The organism is Sphingomonas sp. 1F27F7B (assembly GCF_005503355.1).
Classification (GTDB): Bacteria; Pseudomonadota; Alphaproteobacteria; order Sphingomonadales; family Sphingomonadaceae; genus Sphingomonas.
Map to the genome: position 1 here is coordinate 83,494 of NZ_SCMK01000019.1, position 16,853 is coordinate 100,346.

A 16,853-nucleotide genomic window follows, 5' to 3' on the forward strand; every position below is an offset into this window, starting at 1 on the left:
CCCGGTCAGTTCGCGAACGCCCGCCGCAACACCTCCTCATAGACATCCGTCAACGCGACCAGGTCGGCAAGGGCCACGGCCTCGTCGAGCTTGTGCATCGTGGCGTTGAGCAGGCCGAACTCCACTACCGGGCAGAGCTTCGACAGGAAACGCGCGTCCGACGTGCCGCCGGTGGTCGACAACTCGGGCGCCAGCCCCAGTTTCGCCTCGATCGCTTCCGCGACCAGCGCCGAGAGCGCGCCGGGCGCGGTAAGGAACGCCTCGCCATAGACGCGGCCCTTCACGATCCCGGCGGGGGCGTGGCGATGCACGATCTCCTCGATCCGGGCGATCAGGTCCGGGCCGCGCTGCTGGTCGTTGAAGCGGATGCTGAGCCGCGCGCCGGCGTGGCCGGGGATCACGTTCGTCGCCGGATTGCCGACGGCCAGGTCGATCACCTCGATGTTCGACGGCTGGAACCAGGCATTGCCCCGGTCCAGCTCGATGGCATCGATCTCCGCCAGGGCCCGGACCAGCCTGGGAACCGGATTGTCGGCGAGATGCGGATAGGCGACATGGCCCTGCCTGCCGGGGACCGAGACGTCGATCACCGTCGAGCCGCGCCGGCCGATCTTGATCATGTCGCCCAGCCGGTGCTGCGAGGTGGGTTCGCCGACCAGGCACATGTCGGGCACGAGGCCGCGCTCCGCCATCCTTTCCATCAGCTTCTGGGTGCCGAAAGTGGCTGGGCCTTCCTCGTCACCGGTGACGATCAGGCTGGTCATCCCCTCCGGCACCCGCGCCGCCGCGGCGACGAAGGCGGCGATGGCGCCCTTCATGTCGACCGCGCCGCGGCCGTAGAGCAGATCGCCGCGCACCTGGGGAACGAAGGCGTCGCCCGTCCAGCCCGCGCCCGGCGGCACCACGTCGAGATGACCGGCAAAGGCGAAGTGGCGCGGCCCGGCGCCCCGTACCGCGAGCAGGTTCTCGACCGGCCCCTCGGGCGCCTCGCCCTCGACAAAGCGCTCGACCTTGAAGCCGAGCGGCAGCAGCGCCGCTTCCAGCACGTCGAACACGGCGCCGCGCGCCGGCGTGGCGCTCTCGGCGGCGATCAGGGCCTTGGTCAGTTCGATTGCGTCGGGCAAGATAGTCTCCGGAGTTGATGGAGGTGGCATTGCCCAAGCTCGATCTCGATACAATCCCGCAGACCAATGCCACCGGCTATCCGGCCGAATATGCCGGACCGGTGCAGGGCCGCTGGTATCGCCGGCTCGCCCCGGCGAGCGGGATCGGCGACTTCGGGTTCAGCCATGTGACGCTCGAGCCCGGCGCCTGGTCGTCGCAGCGCCACTGGCATGCCGGCGAGGACGAGTTCGTGGTGATGCTGGCCGGCGAGGCGGTGCTGGTCGAGGATGGCGGCGAGACCGTCCTGCGCGCCGGCGACATCGCGGCCTTTCCCAAGGGCAGCGGCGACGGCCATGTCCTCCAGAACCGCGGCGACGCGCCTTGCATCTTCGTCGCGGTGGGGCGGCCCTCCGAGACCGATTGCCATTATCCCGACATCGACATGCATCTGTTTGCCGGACAGGGCTTTCGGCGGAAGGACGGCAGCGACTTCTAGGCGTGTCCATCCTTCCCCGAAGGGGGATGGGCATGGGATCGGTTCGCGAACGGCGCCTGGCGGCTTCAGGCCGGATCCATCTCGAACTGCTGGATCACCCAATCCTCTTCCTGGGCCGCGGCGATCCAGTCCTGCATGAAGGGGTGCTGGAGCACGGCGTTCATATAGGCAGGCGCAAAGCGCGCCACCGGCAGCGAATAGGTGACGAACCGCGTCACCACCGGCGCGAACATGATGTCAACCGCGCCGAATGCGCCGAACAGAAACTGCCCCTCGCCGCCATAACGGGCACGGGCCTGGGCCCAGAGCTCCATGATCCGGCCGATATCCTGCAGCACATCGGCATCGGGCGCCTTGGGCGGATAGACCTTGCGCACGTTCATGCTGTGCTTGCGGCGCAGGGCGGCGAAGCTGGAATGCATCTCGGCCGCCATCGAGCGGGCCATGGCGCGCGCCGCCGGATCCTTGGGCCAGAAGCTGGTGTTGCCGGTCTTGTCGTTGAGATACTCGATGATCGCCAGGCTGTCCCACACCACGGCGTCGCCATCCCACAGGATCGGCACCTTGCCCGAGGAAGGCGCGAACTCGTCGCCCTCGCGCCGCTTCTCCCATGCCTCGTCGTACAGCGGCACCACCGCTTCCTCGAAGGGGAGGCCCGATTGCCTGCAGGCGAGCCAGCCGCGCAGCGACCAGGAGGAATAGGCCTTGTTGCCGATGTAGAGCTTCATGAACCCGGGGATAGCGGTGGGAATGGGGGGCTGGCAACCGCCGGAAAATGTTGACGGCATTGACGCCCCTGGGGGGCTTCGGGCGGTGAGATATGGCCGGATTGGAACATAAAAGGAGCAAATGCCGGCTCGGCGGCTGTCGGACAACGGTAAGGAATATATACGGAACAACAGCTTGATTGGGGTCGATGCCCCGGCGTCCCAGGGAGCCTGCGACATCGGCAAAGGGGTTGCCGAACCGCATTTGATGCATATACATGATGCATATGCATCAATATGAGCTTTCGTCGGCCTGTGCCTGCACGATGCTGCGCAAGGCGTCCCGCGCGGTGGGGCGAATCTATGACGAGGCGCTGGCCGGCCATGGCATGACGACCGCGCAATTCGCGATCCTGCGCAACGTGTCGCGGACGCCGGGCCTGCCGCTCAGCCGGCTGGCCGATCGGCTGGTGATGGACCGCACTTCGCTTTACCGGGCACTGGCGCCGATCGAGAAACGCGGCTGGGTGAAGGTGGAGCCCGGCAGCGGGCGCGCCAAGCTCGCCGTGCTGACTCCGGCCGGGCGCGCCGCGATGGCCGCTGCCGAGCCGGATTGGGAAGTGGTGCAGCGCCGCGTGGAAGCGGGCATGGGCATGGAATTGCTGCAGGGACTCGACCTGGCGTTGCAGGGGCTGGTGCGCAGTGCGGAGGGGAGCCAGATATGATCGCGATACTTTCCCGGATGCCGTTCGGCGCGCGCGGCTATGCCGGCATCGTCGCGGCGATCACGTTCGTCGCCCTGCTCGTTTCCGCCGGGCTGCGCTCCGCGCCCGGTGTGATGATGTTGCCGCTCGAGCAGCATTTCGGCTGGGACAGGGCGACGATCTCTGCCGCCGCGGCGATCGGGATCATGCTCTACGGGCTGGTCGGCCCCTTCGCCGCGGCGCTGATGCTGTCGTTCGGGATCAAGCGGACGATGCTCGCCGGGCTGGTGCTGATGTCGCTTTCGACCTTTGCCAGCCTGTGGATGTCGGAGCCCTGGCAATATGTGCTGAGCTGGGGTGTTTTCTCTGGCATGGGCAGCGGGGCGGTGGCGTCGGTGCTGGGCGCGGCGGTGGTCAATCGCTGGTTCGCGACGCGGCAGGGCCTGGTGATGGGCATGCTGACCGCGAGCACCGCGACCGGCGCGCTCGTCTTCCTGCCCGTGCTTGCCTGGCTGGCCGATGGCGGGGCATGGCGGCCGGTGGCGCTGGCCGTGGCGATCGCCAGCGCCTGCGTGATCCCGCTGGTGCTGCTGTTCGTGCCCGAGCATCCGCAGGACCTGGGCGTGCGCCGCTTCGGCGAGACCGACGAGAGCGCACCGCCGCCGGCGCTCAAGCAGGCGGCGACGCCGGCGCTGGCGTTCACCGCGCTGTTCCGCGCGTCGAGAAGCCCGGTGTTCTGGCTGTTGTTCGGCACTTTCTTCGTCTGCGGGCTGACCACCAACGGGCTGGTCGGGACGCACATGATCGCGTTCTGCGGCGACCATGGCATCGCGCCGGTGCAGGCGGCCGGGCTGCTCAGCCTGATGGGGCTGTTCGACCTGATCGGGACCACGGCCTCGGGCTGGCTGACCGACCGCTATGATCCGCGCAAGCTGCTGTTCGTCTATTACGGGCTGCGCGGGCTGTCGCTGCTGGCGCTGCCGTTCCTCGATTTCAGCGCATCGAGCCTGCTGATCTTCGCGATCTTCTATGGGCTCGACTGGATCGCGACGGTGCCGCCAACGGTGAAGCTCGCCAATGTCCATTTCGGCGAGCGCGATGCACCGGTGGTGTTCGGCTGGGTGATGGTGGGGCATCAGATCGGTGCGGCCACCGCGGCATTCGGCGCGGGCGCGGTGCGCGCCTGGACGGGAAGCTATACGCCGGCCTTCCTGGTGGCAGGCGCGTTCGGGCTGGTCGCGGCAGTGGCGATCCTGGCGGCGCGGACGGAGAAGTCGGGGGAGCGGCTGGCGATGGTCTAGGGCGGGGGGCTAATATTCCTTCAACCGTCATCCCCGCGCAGCGCGGGGATGACGAAAGAAATCAAGGTCTGATCGAGGCTCGATCCTATGCCGCGCGCAGCGTTTCGAGGAACCTCTGCATCTCGCCGAGCAGGCGGCGGGCCTGGTTGACCAGTTCGTCGGTGGCGGCGTCCATCTCGGCGGTGGTGCGTGCCGCTTCGTCGGTGGCGCTCTCCGCGCCCGCCGCGCCGGCCTGGAGGTCGGCGGTGAGCGCCGCGGCGGTGCCGGCATAGGTCTGGATCGAACGGATCACTTCGCCCTGGTGGCGCATCGCCTGGCCGACCGCGCCACCGACTTCGCCGATCCGGTCGAAGCTGTCGCGCATCTCGCCGACGATCGTGCTGGTGGCATGCACCGCGCCGGTCATCCGGGCGAGCTGGGCGCGAATGTCGTCGGTGGCATGGGCAGTCTGGGCGGCGAGGCTCTTCACTTCCTGCGCGACGATCGCGAAGCCGCGGCCGGCCTCGCCGGCACGGGCGGCCTCGATGCTGGCGTTGAGCGCGAGCAGATTGGTGCGGGCGGCGATCTCGGCGATCATGTCGGCGATGCTGCCGACGCTGGCGCTGTGCTCCACGAGCGTGGCGAAGCGGGCATCGGCCGAGCGGGAGAGGCCGTAGAGGTGCGCGGTGGTCTCGCTTTGGGCATCGAGACTGGCTTCGACCGCAGTGAGCGAGCGACCTAGATTGGCCGATTCCTCGAGCAGCGTGGCGGCGCCGGTGTCCGCGCGGGCGGCGCGATCGGCGACGCCGCGGATCTCGTCGCGGGTGGCGGCGGTGGTGCTGGTCAGGCCGCCGGCGGAGGTGCGGGTCTGCTCGGCCGCGGCGGCGAGCTCGCTGATCGCGGCGACGAACTGGCGCTCGAACCGGTCGGCGATGCGGGCGATCTCGGCGCGGCGATCGCGCTCGGCGTCGAGCTGGGCGCGGTGGCGGGTCTCGGCGGCATGGGCGACCTGTTGCAGCTCCTCGCGCTGGGCGGCGGCGCGCAGCAGATCGCGCTCACCGGCGGCGCGGGCGAGCGCTTCGCCCTGTGCGAACTGCTCGCTGACCAGCGCGGCCTGGCCCATCACGGTGCGGGCGAGCAGGGCGACGAAGACGGCGAGAAAGAGGAACACGCCTGCCGGGATGTTGGCGAAGATGGCGTAGAGCGCGCAGATCGCCACGGCGACACCGAGCCACGCCAGGCTGGCGGGCGGCAGCGGGGCATAGCGCAGCGCGCCGATCGCGACCACGCCGGCAATGGCGGTGGTGGTGACGATCAGCTCCTGATCGGTGGAGCCCAGGCCGATGGTGGCGAGGAACAGGAACCAGCCGAACCCGGTGGCGGCGGCCTCGATCACGGTGGCGCGCAGAGTTGCGGTGGGATCGTCGACTCGCCAGTCGCGGCGCTTGCCGTCGCGCCAGCGGACGAGGGCGGCCGTGCCGATCGCCAGGTGCAGCGCCAGCGCGGCAATGTGCCAGGACCAGAAGCTGTTGGCGTGGATCGTCAGCGCCAGCGCGATGCTGACGAAGACGCCAGCGGCATAGGAGATGGGATAGCCACGCTGGATGGCGATGGCATGCGCGCGCATCAGCGGCGGCGGGAGCGCCGCCCATTTGTCCCAGATCGCCCGCCTCAGGGCGTGTGCGCTCGCCTCTCCCATTTGGCCAGCGACTAGCCGAACATGGTTACCATGGCGTTTACAGTCGCAAGTGGATGCCCCGGCGATGGAGCGGGATCAGCAGCGCCAGCACGAGCAGAAGCGCCGCCAGCGCGAACAGGAACGAGGCGAGGAGAAGGTGGCCGGGCAGGAGCGCGGCGAGCGCCTTCCACGCCCAGGGCTGGAACCCCGAGCGCATCGCGGCGAGCGACAGCAGCAGCGAGAGGAGATAACCGAGGATCGCGTTCATCCCCAGAACGTCGAGCGGCCACAGCATCTTGCGCGCCGCTGCGCTGCGCGCGGCGAGGATGCAGCCGACGAACAGGATCGCCGACAGGCCCGAGGTGAGGAGCGCGAAGCTGCTGGTCCACAGCTTCTTGTTGAGCGGAAACCAGGGCGCGAGCAGCAGGCCCAGCGCGGCAAGGGCGATGCCGGCGAGCAGGATGCGCAGCGTCGCGCGCTCGGGCGCCGCCTTCCAGAGCAGGGCGGCGAGGGCGCCGAGCAGCACGTTGACCAGCGCAGGGAGGGTGGAGAGCAGGCCCTCGGGATCATAGACGATATTGCCCGCCGTGTCGGTGCCGAGGCGGTACATGTGGTGCGTGGTGACTGCGATCCGGTCGATATAGCCGGCAAGATTGCCCGCCGGGCTGAGATCCCCCGCGCCGTGCCCGGGGACGGGTACGAAGCTGAGCAGCGCCCAATAGCCGAGCAGCAGGACGACGCTGGCGATGCCGAGTGCCGGCGCGCTGAGATGTGCGCGCCCGTCCGCGTCCCTTCGAGCGGTGAGGATCGCCAGGGCGGCGGCGAGGCCGTAGCAGAGGCCGAGGCGGGGGAGGACGCCGAACACCCGGAAATCCGCCAGGCCGGGCCGCGCGAGCATCTGCCAGGCCCAGCCGATCAGGATCAGCATCAGCGAGCGCCGGACGATGCGGCCCCAGAAGCTGGCGTCGACCGCGCGAGGAAAGGACAGGCCCAGCGCCACGCCCATCGCGCAGAGAAAGGCAGGGAAGACGAGGTCGGTGGGCGTGAAGCCGTGCCATTCGGCATGGTCGAGCGGCCACCAGACATGCGCCCAGCTGCCCGGCGTATTGACGATGATCATCACGGCCACCGTCAGCCCGCGGAACAGGTCGAGCCCGCCGAGTCGTGCACTTGCCTGCGTCTTGCCTTCGGTCATCGCGTCCCTCCCCGGGCGCAGCATGGATCGGTTGCGCCGCCCGGTCAAAGTGCCGCGCTTGCGACCGAGTCACGGTGTGTTAGTGATCTAGTACGATATCATGGGAGTCGGGTATGGACGGAGCGAAGATCGGCCGGCGGGGCGTGCTTGCGGCGGCGGCGGCGGTGCCGGTCGCGGCAATGGCCAAGGCGGCGCCGGCAAGGCTCGCCATGGGCGACCGGCTGGCGCGCTTCGACCTGCTTCGACCCGGCGTGCACAGCTATCTCCGTTCGGTCGAGAAGGACGGCGTGCATGTCGCCCGCGACATCTGGCGGCGGGAAGTGCGGTTCGAGACGGTCGGCAGCGTGCGGAAGCTGCGCATCGTGCAGCGCTGGGATGGGACGGGCGCCAAGCCTTCGCTGGTCACGCGCGATTCGCTGTTCGAACCGGGGACCTGGCGGCCTTCCAGTCATCTGCGCGTCACCACGGTGGAAGACAAGAAGACCGTGGAGGGCTTCCTGTTCGCCCCCGACAGGATCACCGGCCTGCCGGGCGTGGCGGACAACAGCCGCGCCGATTTCGACGTCGCCTTCCCGGAGCCGATGTTCAACTTCGAGACCGACATGGAGATGCTGGGCACGCTGCCGCTGGCGCATGGCTATCAGGTGTCGATCCCCTTCTATCACCCGGCCGGCGGGCCGCCGGCGCGCTATCTGTGGGCGGTGACCGGAGACGCGCAGCTGGCCGGGCCCGACGGGCGGCCGGTGGACTGCTGGATCGTCGAATGCGATTACAACACCGGCAAGGACCCGTCGCGCTTCTGGTATGCCAAGCGCACGCAGCAATTCGTCAAGCTGGAAGCGAAGGCGCCGGACGGATCGCTGTTCCGCAAGACGCTGCTGTTCTGATGGCGGGGCCGCCGGAGGGGCAAGGGACGGATCGGCCCCGCCGTTCGCGCGATCCGCGCACCTCTCCCATTTCCGTCGCGCTGAACTTGTCCGGCACCTATCCCCTTGGGACGAGGATGGTCCGATAACCGTCATCCCCGCGCAGGCGGGGATCCAGCGTCACGAGGGGTACGGCGGAGAAACCCTGGGTCCCCGCCTGCGCGGGGATGGCGAAAGAGGGGTACTTGTCTCAAGGGGACAAGCTCCGACCAAGTCCGGGGTCAGCATGACGGTACAGGCACGGGCAATTGCCAATCTTGGACCCTGGAGTAAGCTGGAGCTTGGCAGGCCCGGCCAAGCGGGATACGCCCCTCACGCCTTCACATAGACCCAGGCGGTCGTGCCGCTGGCGAGCGGGGCGGCGACGCGGACATAGTTCTCGCTCTCATACGTATCGGCCGCGGCCAGTTCCTCGGCCGTCAGGCGGAAGACCTTGCCGGGGATGGGCGGGGCGCCTTCGTCGGGGACCAGCGCGCGGTGCACCGCGATCCCGCTCGCCTCGAGCACGTCCGGGTCGCGGATCGTGATCTCGACCAGGCGATAGCCGTGGAGCAAATCGTCGCCGCCTTCGAGCAGGCGGCCGAACTGGCTCATCTGCACGCTCGCCAGCTGGAGCGTGCCATAGGAGAAGAGCAGCGCCCCTTCGCTCATCGGGCGCCGTCGCTCACCCGATCGCCTCGATCACCGCGGCGCGCAGCTCGGGAATGCCCATGCCCTTTTCCGACGAAGTGGCGATGATGTCCGGATGCGCGGCGGGGCGCTTGCGGGCCTCCGCCTCGGTACGCTCGCGCACATCGGCGAGTTCGGTCGCCTTGATCTTGTCCGCCTTGGTGAGGACGATGCGGTAGCTGACCGCCGCACCGTCGAGCATGTCGAGGATCTCGCGATCGACTTCCTTGATGCCGTGGCGCGCGTCGATCAGCACCAGCCCGCGCTTCAGCGCCTGGCGGCCGCGCAGATAGTCGTTCACCAGATAGCGCCATTTGCGGACCATGTCCTTGGGCGCCTTGGCGAAGCCATAGCCGGGCATGTCGACCAGGCGGAAGCGCAGCGGCTCGCCGACGTCGAAGAAGTTCAGCTCCTGGGTGCGGCCCGGCGTGTTCGAAGTGCGCGCCAGAGCGTTGCGGCCGGTCAGCGCGTTGAGCAGCGACGACTTGCCCACGTTGGAGCGCCCCGCGAACGCGACCTCGGGCACTTCCTGTCCGGGCAGGAACTTGAGCTCGGGCGCGGACTTGAGGAACGTGACCGGACCGGCGAAGGTCTTTCGCGCGGCCTCGATCATATCTTCATCGAACCCGCTCACTTCGCCGGGGATTCCTTCTTCATCGGCTGCTTCAGCACCGGGTGGCGCGAATAGAGCCACTGCTGCTGCAGGATGGTGATCACGTTGGAAGTGATCCAGTAGACCTGCAGGCCCACGGCGAACGGTGCCATCAGGAACATCAGCATCCACGGCATGATCGCGAAGACCTGCTTCTGGATCTCGTCCATCGGCGCCGGGTTGAACTTCATCTGGAAGTACATCGACACGCCGAGCAGCACCGGGATCACGCCGATCGCCAGGAACGAGGGCGGCGTGAAGTGGAGATAGCCGAACAGGTTGATGATCGTCGCGGGATCGGGCGCCGAAAGGTCGCGGATCCACAGCACGAAGGGCTGGTGGCGCATCTCGATCGTGAGCAGCAGCACCTTGTACAGCGCGAACATGATGGGAATCTGGAGCAGGATCGGGAGGCAGCCCGCGAGCGGGTTCACCTTCTCTTCCTTGTAGAGCTTCATGATCTCCTGCTGCTGGCGCTGCTTGTCGTCCTTGTAGCGTTCCTGCAGCGCCTTCATCTTCGGCTGGATGACGCGCATGCGTGCCATCGATTCGAACTGCTTGTGCGCGATCGGGAAGAGCAGGCCGCGGATGGTGATCGTCAGCAGGATGATCGCCACGCCGAAATTGCCGACCAGGCGGAACAGCATGTCGAGATAGTAGAAGATCGGCTGCTCGATCACGCCGAACCAGCCCCAGTCGATCGCATAGCTGAACCGCGTGATGCCGAGCTTTTCCTGATAGGAATCGAGCAGCTTCACTTCCTTCGCGCCGGCGAAGAAGCGGCTGGAATAGCTGGTCTGCTTGCCCGGAGCGATGACGAGCGGCTGATCGAGCTGATAATCGGCCTGATAGGCCTTGCTGGGATTCTGGCGCTGGCCAAGCGTGACGCCCAGGCGCTGATCCGGGATCAGCGTGGTCAGCCAATAGTGATCGGTGAAGCCGGCCCAGCCGCCCTTGGTCCTGAATTCCTTGGGCGTGCCCTCGACATCGGTCCAGCCGAGATAATGGGCTTCGTCCGCGGTGGCCGCGATCGGCCCGACGCGGGCGGCCCATTGGCCGGCATCCTTCGAGCGCTCGGCGCGCGAGACCGAGGCATAGGGCGTGACCGAGACCGGCGCCTGGCCGAGATTGGCGACCGTCTGGCGGATCGAGAACATGTAGTCCTGATCGACCGACAGCTCGATGCGGAAGACCTGGCCGGTGGCGGACTTGCTGGTCAGCGTCACCGGGGTGGTCGGAGTCAGCCTGGTGCCGCTCGCCTGCCACAGGGTGCTGGCGTCCGGCGCCTTCACGCCGGCGCCGGCCCAGCCGAACTCCGCGAAATAGGCCCCCGGCGCGCCGCTGGGCGAGAGCAGGTGGATCGGCGGAGAGTTCTTGGCGGTCGTCTCGTCATATTTGACGAGGACGAGATCGTCGATCCGGGCCCCCTTGAGGTTGATCGAGCCCTTGAGCGACGGCGTGTCGATCACGACGCGCGGCGATTCGGCCAGCACGACGGCGCGGTCGCGCAGCGCCGCGGGCGAATCGGTGCTGCTCGGGATCGCCTTGGGCTGCTGGGTGCCATTCACCATCTGGGTGGAGGAGGCCGGCTGCTGCGGGAAGAACCAGTGCATCGCATAGGGCCATGCGAACAGCAGCAGCCCCGCGATCACTGCGAACAGGATGAAATTCTTCTGATCGTCCTTCACGTAACCGATTCCCCGGAAAAACTTATGGCACTGGGTCGTAGCCGTGCCCGCCCCATGGGTGGCAGCGGGCGATCCGCCGGATGGCGAGCCAGCTGCCTTTGACAGCCCCATAGCGGCGAAGCGCCTCGATTGCATAGGCCGAACAGCTGGGCTGGTAGCGGCAGCTGGGCGGAAGCACCGCCGACGGGCCGATCTGCCAGGCGCGGGCGAGCAGGATGAGGAGCCTGGCCATCATGCCGATTCCCCCTGACGGACAAGGGCGCAGCTCACCGCTTCACCTTCCCCAGTGCCTTGACCAGCTCGGCCCTGAGATTCTCGAACGGGCGCTCGATGCCGCCATTGCGGCCGATCAGCACGTGATCGGCGCCCGGCAGGCCGGCCTCGGGCAACACTTCGCGGACGAGCGCGCGGAACCGGCGTTTCATCCGGTTGCGGATCACCGCATTGCCGACTTTCTTGGATACGGTAATGCCGACCCGCATGACCGGATCGGCATCGTTGCGCGCATGGACGATCAGGACGAAGCCGGGCATGGGAGCCCGCTTGCCCGCGTTCGCCGCGAGATAGTCCTTGCGCTGCGTGAGCCGGGAGAGGCTCACCGCTTCACCGTCGGTGATTAGGCCGACAGCTTGTTGCGGCCGCGGGCGCGGCGGGCGCGAATCACGTTGCGGCCGCCCGGAGTCGCCATGCGGCTGCGGAAGCCGTGCCGGCGCGCACGCACCAAGTTGCTCGGCTGAAAGGTCCGCTTCATCGCTCATCCTCGAGTATCTAGAACGTAAAAGGGCCACCACAGGGGCGGCCGCGTGTCGGGTGCCCATAGTGGGGTGATCCGGCCGAGTCAACGCGTTCCGTTCCGCAAACCGGGCAGTTCGGCCTTGGTACGCGCGATTTCCGCTTCTCCTTCGCGCAGGCGGCGCCTGCGGGCGCTGCGGCGGCGGAGCGCCATGTCGGCATAATGGCCGAATCGCGGCCAGCGCCGCTTGGCGCGGCAAAAGGCCCTTTGCGTCCGGGCCGAGTTCCGCAGCACCAGCACCAGCCCCGCGGCGAAGACGAAGATCCCGCCCGGGCCGGGAAGGATGCCGACCAGCGGCGAAACGGCGATCACCAGCACCCCGGTGACGAACAGGGCGGTGCGGACGAACGGGCTGCGTGCGGCTGCCATGCGCGGGAGATGGGGAGCGTGTATTGCTCGCACAAGACACAGGAGCCGTGGTTCATCGCTGCCTAGCCTTGTTTCGTCGCCGCCGGGGCGTTCCCGGTCGCGCATGCATCGCTCCCGCCAGGGCAGGATTGGCATGGCGTGGCCATGACCCGCGCTTCCTGCCTGCTCGCCCCGATGCTGTTCCTTGCCGCCTGCAGCGGCGGCGGAGGCGAGGGCGTCGTCGTATCGCCGGCACCCACGCCCAGCCCTTCGCCGGGCATGTCCCCATCGCCGACGCCGTCGCCGACTTCCGCACTGTCGGTGGAAGTGGGGCCGACGACCTTCTCGCTGCCCGCCCAGGCGACGCGCCATTTCGACTGCGTCGTCACCGGCGCAGTCGACAAGCGCTGCACCTGGTCGGTGCGGGAAGCGAATGGCGGAACCATGTCGGCCGCCGGAATCTACGAGGCACCGGCCAACCCGGGCACATATCATGTGGTGGCGACGAGCGTCGCGGATCCGAACGCCTCGGCATCGGCGACGGTGTCAGTCACCGTGCCGGTGACCGACAGGCCCTGGGTGACGGGCTATTATCTCGGCTATTTCTCGCACACCATGTATCCGCCGGAGAAGGTGGACATGAGCGCGCTGACCCATTTCGTCTTCGCCCGGGTCGCGCCGGGCGGGCGCGAGATGGGCGGCAATCCGGGCGATGTGCGCCTGGGCGGCGGCAACTCGCACGATCCGGGGCTGTCGCCCGACGGAGTCCGCAGCATCGAGGACTATCTGATCAAGAAGGCGCATGACGCCGGGCGCAAGGCGCTGCTCATGCTCGGCGGCGCCGGAGACGGCAATGCCTTCCTGCTCGGCACCACCGATACGGTGCGGTCGCACTTCGTCAGCAACATCGTCGATTACATGGTGGCGCACGATTATGACGGGCTCGACCTTGACTGGGAGGACAAGTTCGAGGGCAGCAACGACATCACGCCGCGCGTGAGCGCCGCCGAGGCCAAGCGGCGGCTGTTCGCGCTGATCGCCGATCTGCGCGCCGAGTTCGCGAGGCGGCCGCGCTATCAGGGCACGGGCAGGGCCGCGCTGCTGACGCTGCCGGGCTACACCGTGTCGATCAACGACCTCGAGCCCGGCGGCAAGGTGCCGCAATGGCAGGCGGACCTCGCCAATGCGGTCGACCAGTATAATCTGATGAGCTACGGCATCGGCACCACCTGGAACGGCAATGGCTGGCTGTCCTGGTTCAGCAGCCCGGTCTACGGCGCCACCGGCGTCACGCCGCGCGACCTGGACACCAGCGTCATCGCCTATGAGAAGACCGGTGTGCCGCGCCGCAAGATCGGCGTCGGGATCGGCTTCTACGGCATCTATTTCGGCCCGACCGTCACTGGGCCGCGCCAGGACACGGAGCGCAATCCGGTCTACGAGACCGACGACGTCGCGCTCAACTATGCCGACCTCGTCGCCATGGGCTATCTCGCCAACGGCAGCTATCACTGGGACGAGATCGCGCAGGTCGGCTATCGCAGCTATACCAATGCCGGGGGCTATGTCCCGGCCGGGTCCGGTCGGAATGCGGCCGGTTTCCTGTCCTATGAGGATCCGCTCTCGATCGCGGCCAAGGGGCGGTATGTCCGCCAGGCGGGGCTGGGCGGCGCGATCATCTGGGCGATCAACTATGATTATCTGCCCGACGGCACGAGCCCATTGCTGAGTGCGGTGAAGCGCAACTTCCGCACTGCCGCACCCTGATTGATCCGTTCCGGGGGCATCCCGGCGCGCATCGGGCTTCGCCGCGGCTATCGTCCGGTTCCGGTTGGGGGGAACGGGCTTGGTCGCGAGCGTATCGACGGTTGCCTATCTGGGACTTGAGGCGCGTGCGGTGGAGGTGCAGTGCAACCTCGTCGCCGGGCTGCCCAAATTCGTGGTGGTCGGCCTGCCCGACAAGGCAGTGGCGGAGAGCCGCGAGCGCGTCCGCGCCGCGATGGCGGCGATCGGGCTGGCGCTGCCCCCCAAGCATATCATCCTCAACCTCTCGCCGGCCGACCTGCCCAAGGAAGGCACACGTCTCACTTATTCCGAACCTATCAGATTGAATTAACTACACTGAAAAATACGGTATATTTCGCAGTCGAGTAGTCGATAGCCTGTCGGAAAAATTTGGGCGATCAGGGCAGTTCGAATTTTATATTCGAACTGCCCTGATCGCAACTGCCGAAGGCAGTGCTTAATTACCGTACTCGTACGTCCTAGCGCGACGATCGCGTTGGCTCGTGACCCCGCTCCCAAGCCCATACGGAGCGCGATAGGGGCCGCTCTAGGGAGCCGTTGTGTTGGGGATCAACGGCTGATTTTAGGACGCTTTCGTCAGGCGGCTTTTGGGCCGGTAGCGGACTGGCAGCTTTCAGGCGGTCACAGGTGAGAAGCGGACGATCGTTTACGCGGATAAAGCCGCAAAGACCGAGATTTCGCTATTCCGGGCAGCTTCGTCGTTCGCGACCGCCGGACGATCATTCAGGTGCAACGACGCACTTAATTTCCAACGATACGCGTGTGTCTTTCCGCTTCGTCCACTGATTCAACGCCTATAGAGATTGACGCGAAGATATTCGGTGAAGAAGATGCCGCTTTCGATGCTCCAAGATGATATGATGTTTCTCGAATCTAGCCAGCCGAGCAACGTCCTGTTCTCCGAATTGTTGTCCAATCTCGCGTAATACCCGGTCTTTATATCAGAGTACGGGGCCGGCAACCCGGCGAGGACTTGGCGGACATCGTCGTCCGTCAGGACGGCGTGGGCCTTGTTCAGGAGCGAGATCCGCGTCGAGAGCGGTGCGGAATGCGCGATCAGGCTTTTCGCGACGTCGGCCTTCAGGTCCGAAACGTCGAAGTTGGTGCGGTCGATGATCGGACCGATGAGGGCGGCCCGTTCCGGTAGTTCGATGACTGAATCGAGGTTCATGAGGCTTATCACCGACGTCTTCTTCTCATCGGTTAGGTCCGCTTCGAGAAGATTATCCAAGAAGTCGTCATCGAGAACGAGCATGTCCGGCTCGTTGATGTAGGCCTCGATGTTTGCGGTCACGAAGAGGACCTGCAGATCGACCTCGTCTGCGAGATCGTCGAAGCTCTCCTTGGTGAACGTGATCTTCCGCTGATTGATCAGGATCTCCCGTTTCGAGTCCTCGAGGTTTTCGGGAAACCGCCCGAATGGCTTCGGCAATGCGGCGACGTAGTCCGAGTAGGCGGCGTCGGAGAGACCTGCGGCGTTCAAGAGGAACGTTCGCAACGGTCGTGAATCTGGATCGGCCGGTATGGGTTTCTCGAGCAGGGCTGCCCGTTCGCTGCCATCTTCCAGATAAGAAATCAGTTGCGCCTCATCGAACCCGCTACCACTCAAGAATGCGAGGCAGTTTTCCCACGTCGGACTGATCCTACGCAGGTCGAACAGCATCGCGTGCAGGTTTTCGGGAACCTGGCTTAGTTCGGGCACGAGCGCTGACTGGCGCTCGACGAATCTGCGCAGGCTACCGGAGTCGACATCGTCGCGCCGTATGATCGCCAATATGGAAGATACGTCCTCGTCCGTATTGTCGTCGAGCTTCAAGAGGACTTCGTCGAGATAGGCCTCGAATTCGCGTTCGATCCTGCCGTCCAGCATGTCGCTGCCCATCGACCGGAGCGTCGTGTAGTTTCTGGTTGCCAGGGCATGGAGGTCCGATCCGCCCAGTACCTGCCGATAGACGTATTCCACGTTCTCGACCGTGAGCTCGAACAGCCCGGCGTCGGCCATCGCTCGTGCGATGGAAGGGTGCTCGCCGATCGCGGGCAGGCTCTCCACTTCGATCTTCAGCAACTTGAGGCGCTGGGGCGGAAGTTCCGGCACGTGTGCCAGGATCTCCGGGAGGCGCTCCGACACGAATGCGGGAAGGCCGTTGCCCTCGGCCAGGCTTCGGAGCGTTTCTTCGGACAGGTCCGCGACCAGCCGGGTTGCGTGCGAGATGCCTCGCTGCCTCATCAGCGCCGTCGAGATGAACTGCTTCCAGAAGGAGGTGAGCCTCGTGAGCAGCGCCGGCGTTCGCTTCCCGCCCACGTAGTAGGCTTCGAGAAAGGCCTCGCACCTGTCGAATTCAGTCGATACGAGCCCAAGCAGCTTCGCGATCTGATCGGCGTAGCGTCCCTGATCGCTGAGCAGGCAGTCGACCAGCTTGACGTTGAGTACATATCCTTGTCCGAAATCGGTATCGCGCATCGCGTCGACGACTTCCTTGGCATTGTCGATCTGGAAGTCGGGATCGGGGGTGATGAACGCCCTGATCTGGATGAGAAACTTGTTGTCGTTGGGCGATAGACGGCCCGAGTGAAACAATGATGTGTATTGATAGTAGGTGTCGTCGAGATAGCCTTCCATGACGAGGAAGCGGGCGAGCTCGACGTTTTCTCCGGCACCCTCGAACAGGTCTTCGACGCTCTCCGGGCTTACGCGTGACGTGCGCCCCTGATTGTTACCACTCAGAGGTAGAGTCCGGCTCCTTCATGATGGTTGGTTGATGGGATGGCAACGTGCCTGGGGGCATGCCCCCAGGCACGTTGGCCGG

The 16,853-nt window shown here is 66.4% G+C and carries 17 protein-coding genes and 1 pseudogene; 6 read left to right on the top strand and 12 right to left on the bottom strand.

The features are described 5' to 3' along the window. Nucleotides 1–5: 5 nt before the first annotated feature. On the bottom strand, nucleotides 6–1,154 hold the full coding sequence (dapE, locus tag FFS08_RS16960) for a succinyl-diaminopimelate desuccinylase (protein WP_137863474.1): 1,149 nt from the start codon (nucleotides 1,152–1,154) through the stop codon (nucleotides 6–8). Here dapE and FFS08_RS16965 point away from each other — a divergent pair. Next, nucleotides 1,154–1,600 (top strand): cupin domain-containing protein, encoded by a 447-nt coding sequence (locus FFS08_RS16965; RefSeq protein WP_137863473.1) that lies wholly within the window; start codon nucleotides 1,154–1,156, stop codon nucleotides 1,598–1,600. The genes dapE and FFS08_RS16965 overlap by 1 nt on opposite strands. Before the next feature lie 65 nt (nucleotides 1,601–1,665). Here FFS08_RS16965 and FFS08_RS16970 read toward each other — a convergent pair whose 3' ends face one another. Further along, the gene (locus tag FFS08_RS16970; protein WP_137863472.1) at nucleotides 1,666–2,328 is read right to left on the bottom strand and encodes a glutathione S-transferase family protein; all 663 of its coding nucleotides are present in this window, start codon (nucleotides 2,326–2,328) and stop codon (nucleotides 1,666–1,668) included. Between the two features lie 257 nt (nucleotides 2,329–2,585). On the opposite strand from FFS08_RS16970, the gene FFS08_RS16975 reads away from it, so the two are divergent. After that, nucleotides 2,586–3,032: a MarR family winged helix-turn-helix transcriptional regulator gene (locus tag FFS08_RS16975; RefSeq protein ID WP_137863471.1), complete on the top strand. Its 447-nt coding sequence runs from the start codon at nucleotides 2,586–2,588 to the stop codon at nucleotides 3,030–3,032. Further along, on the top strand, nucleotides 3,029–4,312 hold the full coding sequence (locus FFS08_RS16980) for an MFS transporter (RefSeq protein WP_137863470.1): 1,284 nt from the start codon (nucleotides 3,029–3,031) through the stop codon (nucleotides 4,310–4,312). Before FFS08_RS16975 ends, FFS08_RS16980 begins: the two co-directional genes overlap by 4 nt. 85 nt (nucleotides 4,313–4,397) lie before the next feature. Here the strand turns inward: FFS08_RS16980 and FFS08_RS16985 are convergent, their stop codons facing one another. Next, nucleotides 4,398–5,990, bottom strand: a complete 1,593-nt coding sequence (locus tag FFS08_RS16985) for a methyl-accepting chemotaxis protein (RefSeq protein WP_137863469.1) — start codon at nucleotides 5,988–5,990, stop codon at nucleotides 4,398–4,400. 37 nt (nucleotides 5,991–6,027) lie between these two features. Further along, the gene (locus FFS08_RS16990) at nucleotides 6,028–7,164 is read right to left on the bottom strand and encodes an acyltransferase family protein (protein WP_137863468.1); all 1,137 of its coding nucleotides are present in this window, start codon (nucleotides 7,162–7,164) and stop codon (nucleotides 6,028–6,030) included. Nucleotides 7,165–7,277: 113 nt separating this feature from the next. Between FFS08_RS16990 and FFS08_RS16995 the strand changes: the two genes are divergently transcribed. Next, a complete protein-coding gene (locus FFS08_RS16995; RefSeq protein ID WP_137863467.1) occupies nucleotides 7,278–8,051 on the top strand; it encodes a DUF3108 domain-containing protein in 774 nt (257 codons plus the stop codon). 351 nt (nucleotides 8,052–8,402) lie between these two features. Here the strand turns inward: FFS08_RS16995 and FFS08_RS17000 are convergent, their stop codons facing one another. From FFS08_RS17000 to FFS08_RS17030, 7 genes are all read right to left on the bottom strand, one after another. Beyond that, complete coding sequence (locus tag FFS08_RS17000) at nucleotides 8,403–8,741, bottom strand: gamma-glutamylcyclotransferase family protein (protein WP_137863466.1); 339 nt, start codon at nucleotides 8,739–8,741, stop codon at nucleotides 8,403–8,405. A 13-nt stretch (nucleotides 8,742–8,754) separates the two neighbouring features. Beyond that, nucleotides 8,755–9,372, bottom strand: a complete 618-nt coding sequence (gene yihA, locus FFS08_RS17005; protein ID WP_137863542.1) for a ribosome biogenesis GTP-binding protein YihA/YsxC — start codon at nucleotides 9,370–9,372, stop codon at nucleotides 8,755–8,757. Nucleotides 9,373–9,389: 17 nt separating this feature from the next. Further along, nucleotides 9,390–11,099 (bottom strand): membrane protein insertase YidC, encoded by a 1,710-nt coding sequence (gene yidC / locus FFS08_RS17010; RefSeq protein WP_137863465.1) that lies wholly within the window; start codon nucleotides 11,097–11,099, stop codon nucleotides 9,390–9,392. Nucleotides 11,100–11,121: 22 nt separating this feature from the next. After that, complete coding sequence (yidD, locus tag FFS08_RS17015) at nucleotides 11,122–11,334, bottom strand: membrane protein insertion efficiency factor YidD (protein ID WP_137863464.1); 213 nt, start codon at nucleotides 11,332–11,334, stop codon at nucleotides 11,122–11,124. 31 nt (nucleotides 11,335–11,365) lie between these two features. After that, nucleotides 11,366–11,698, bottom strand: a complete 333-nt coding sequence (gene rnpA / locus FFS08_RS17020; RefSeq protein WP_137863463.1) for a ribonuclease P protein component — start codon at nucleotides 11,696–11,698, stop codon at nucleotides 11,366–11,368. 17 nt (nucleotides 11,699–11,715) lie between these two features. After that, on the bottom strand, nucleotides 11,716–11,850 hold the full coding sequence (rpmH, locus tag FFS08_RS17025; RefSeq protein WP_086128886.1) for a 50S ribosomal protein L34: 135 nt from the start codon (nucleotides 11,848–11,850) through the stop codon (nucleotides 11,716–11,718). Between the two features lie 87 nt (nucleotides 11,851–11,937). Further along, a complete protein-coding gene (locus tag FFS08_RS17030) occupies nucleotides 11,938–12,261 on the bottom strand; it encodes a hypothetical protein (RefSeq protein WP_137863462.1) in 324 nt (107 codons plus the stop codon). A gap of 144 nt (nucleotides 12,262–12,405) precedes the next feature. Between FFS08_RS17030 and FFS08_RS17035 the strand changes: the two genes are divergently transcribed. Next, a complete protein-coding gene (locus tag FFS08_RS17035) occupies nucleotides 12,406–14,007 on the top strand; it encodes a glycoside hydrolase family 18 protein (RefSeq protein WP_137863461.1) in 1,602 nt (533 codons plus the stop codon). 79 nt (nucleotides 14,008–14,086) lie between these two features. Continuing rightward, nucleotides 14,087–14,350 (top strand): annotated as a pseudogene (locus tag FFS08_RS17040) (magnesium chelatase domain-containing protein); the annotation flags it as partial. A 483-nt stretch (nucleotides 14,351–14,833) separates the two neighbouring features. Here the strand turns inward: FFS08_RS17040 and FFS08_RS17045 are convergent. Then, nucleotides 14,834–16,666 carry a hypothetical protein gene (locus FFS08_RS17045; RefSeq protein ID WP_137863460.1) on the bottom strand — a complete coding sequence of 611 codons (1,833 nt, stop codon included), beginning with the start codon at nucleotides 16,664–16,666 and terminating at the stop codon, nucleotides 14,834–14,836. Nucleotides 16,667–16,853 lie beyond the last annotated feature (187 nt).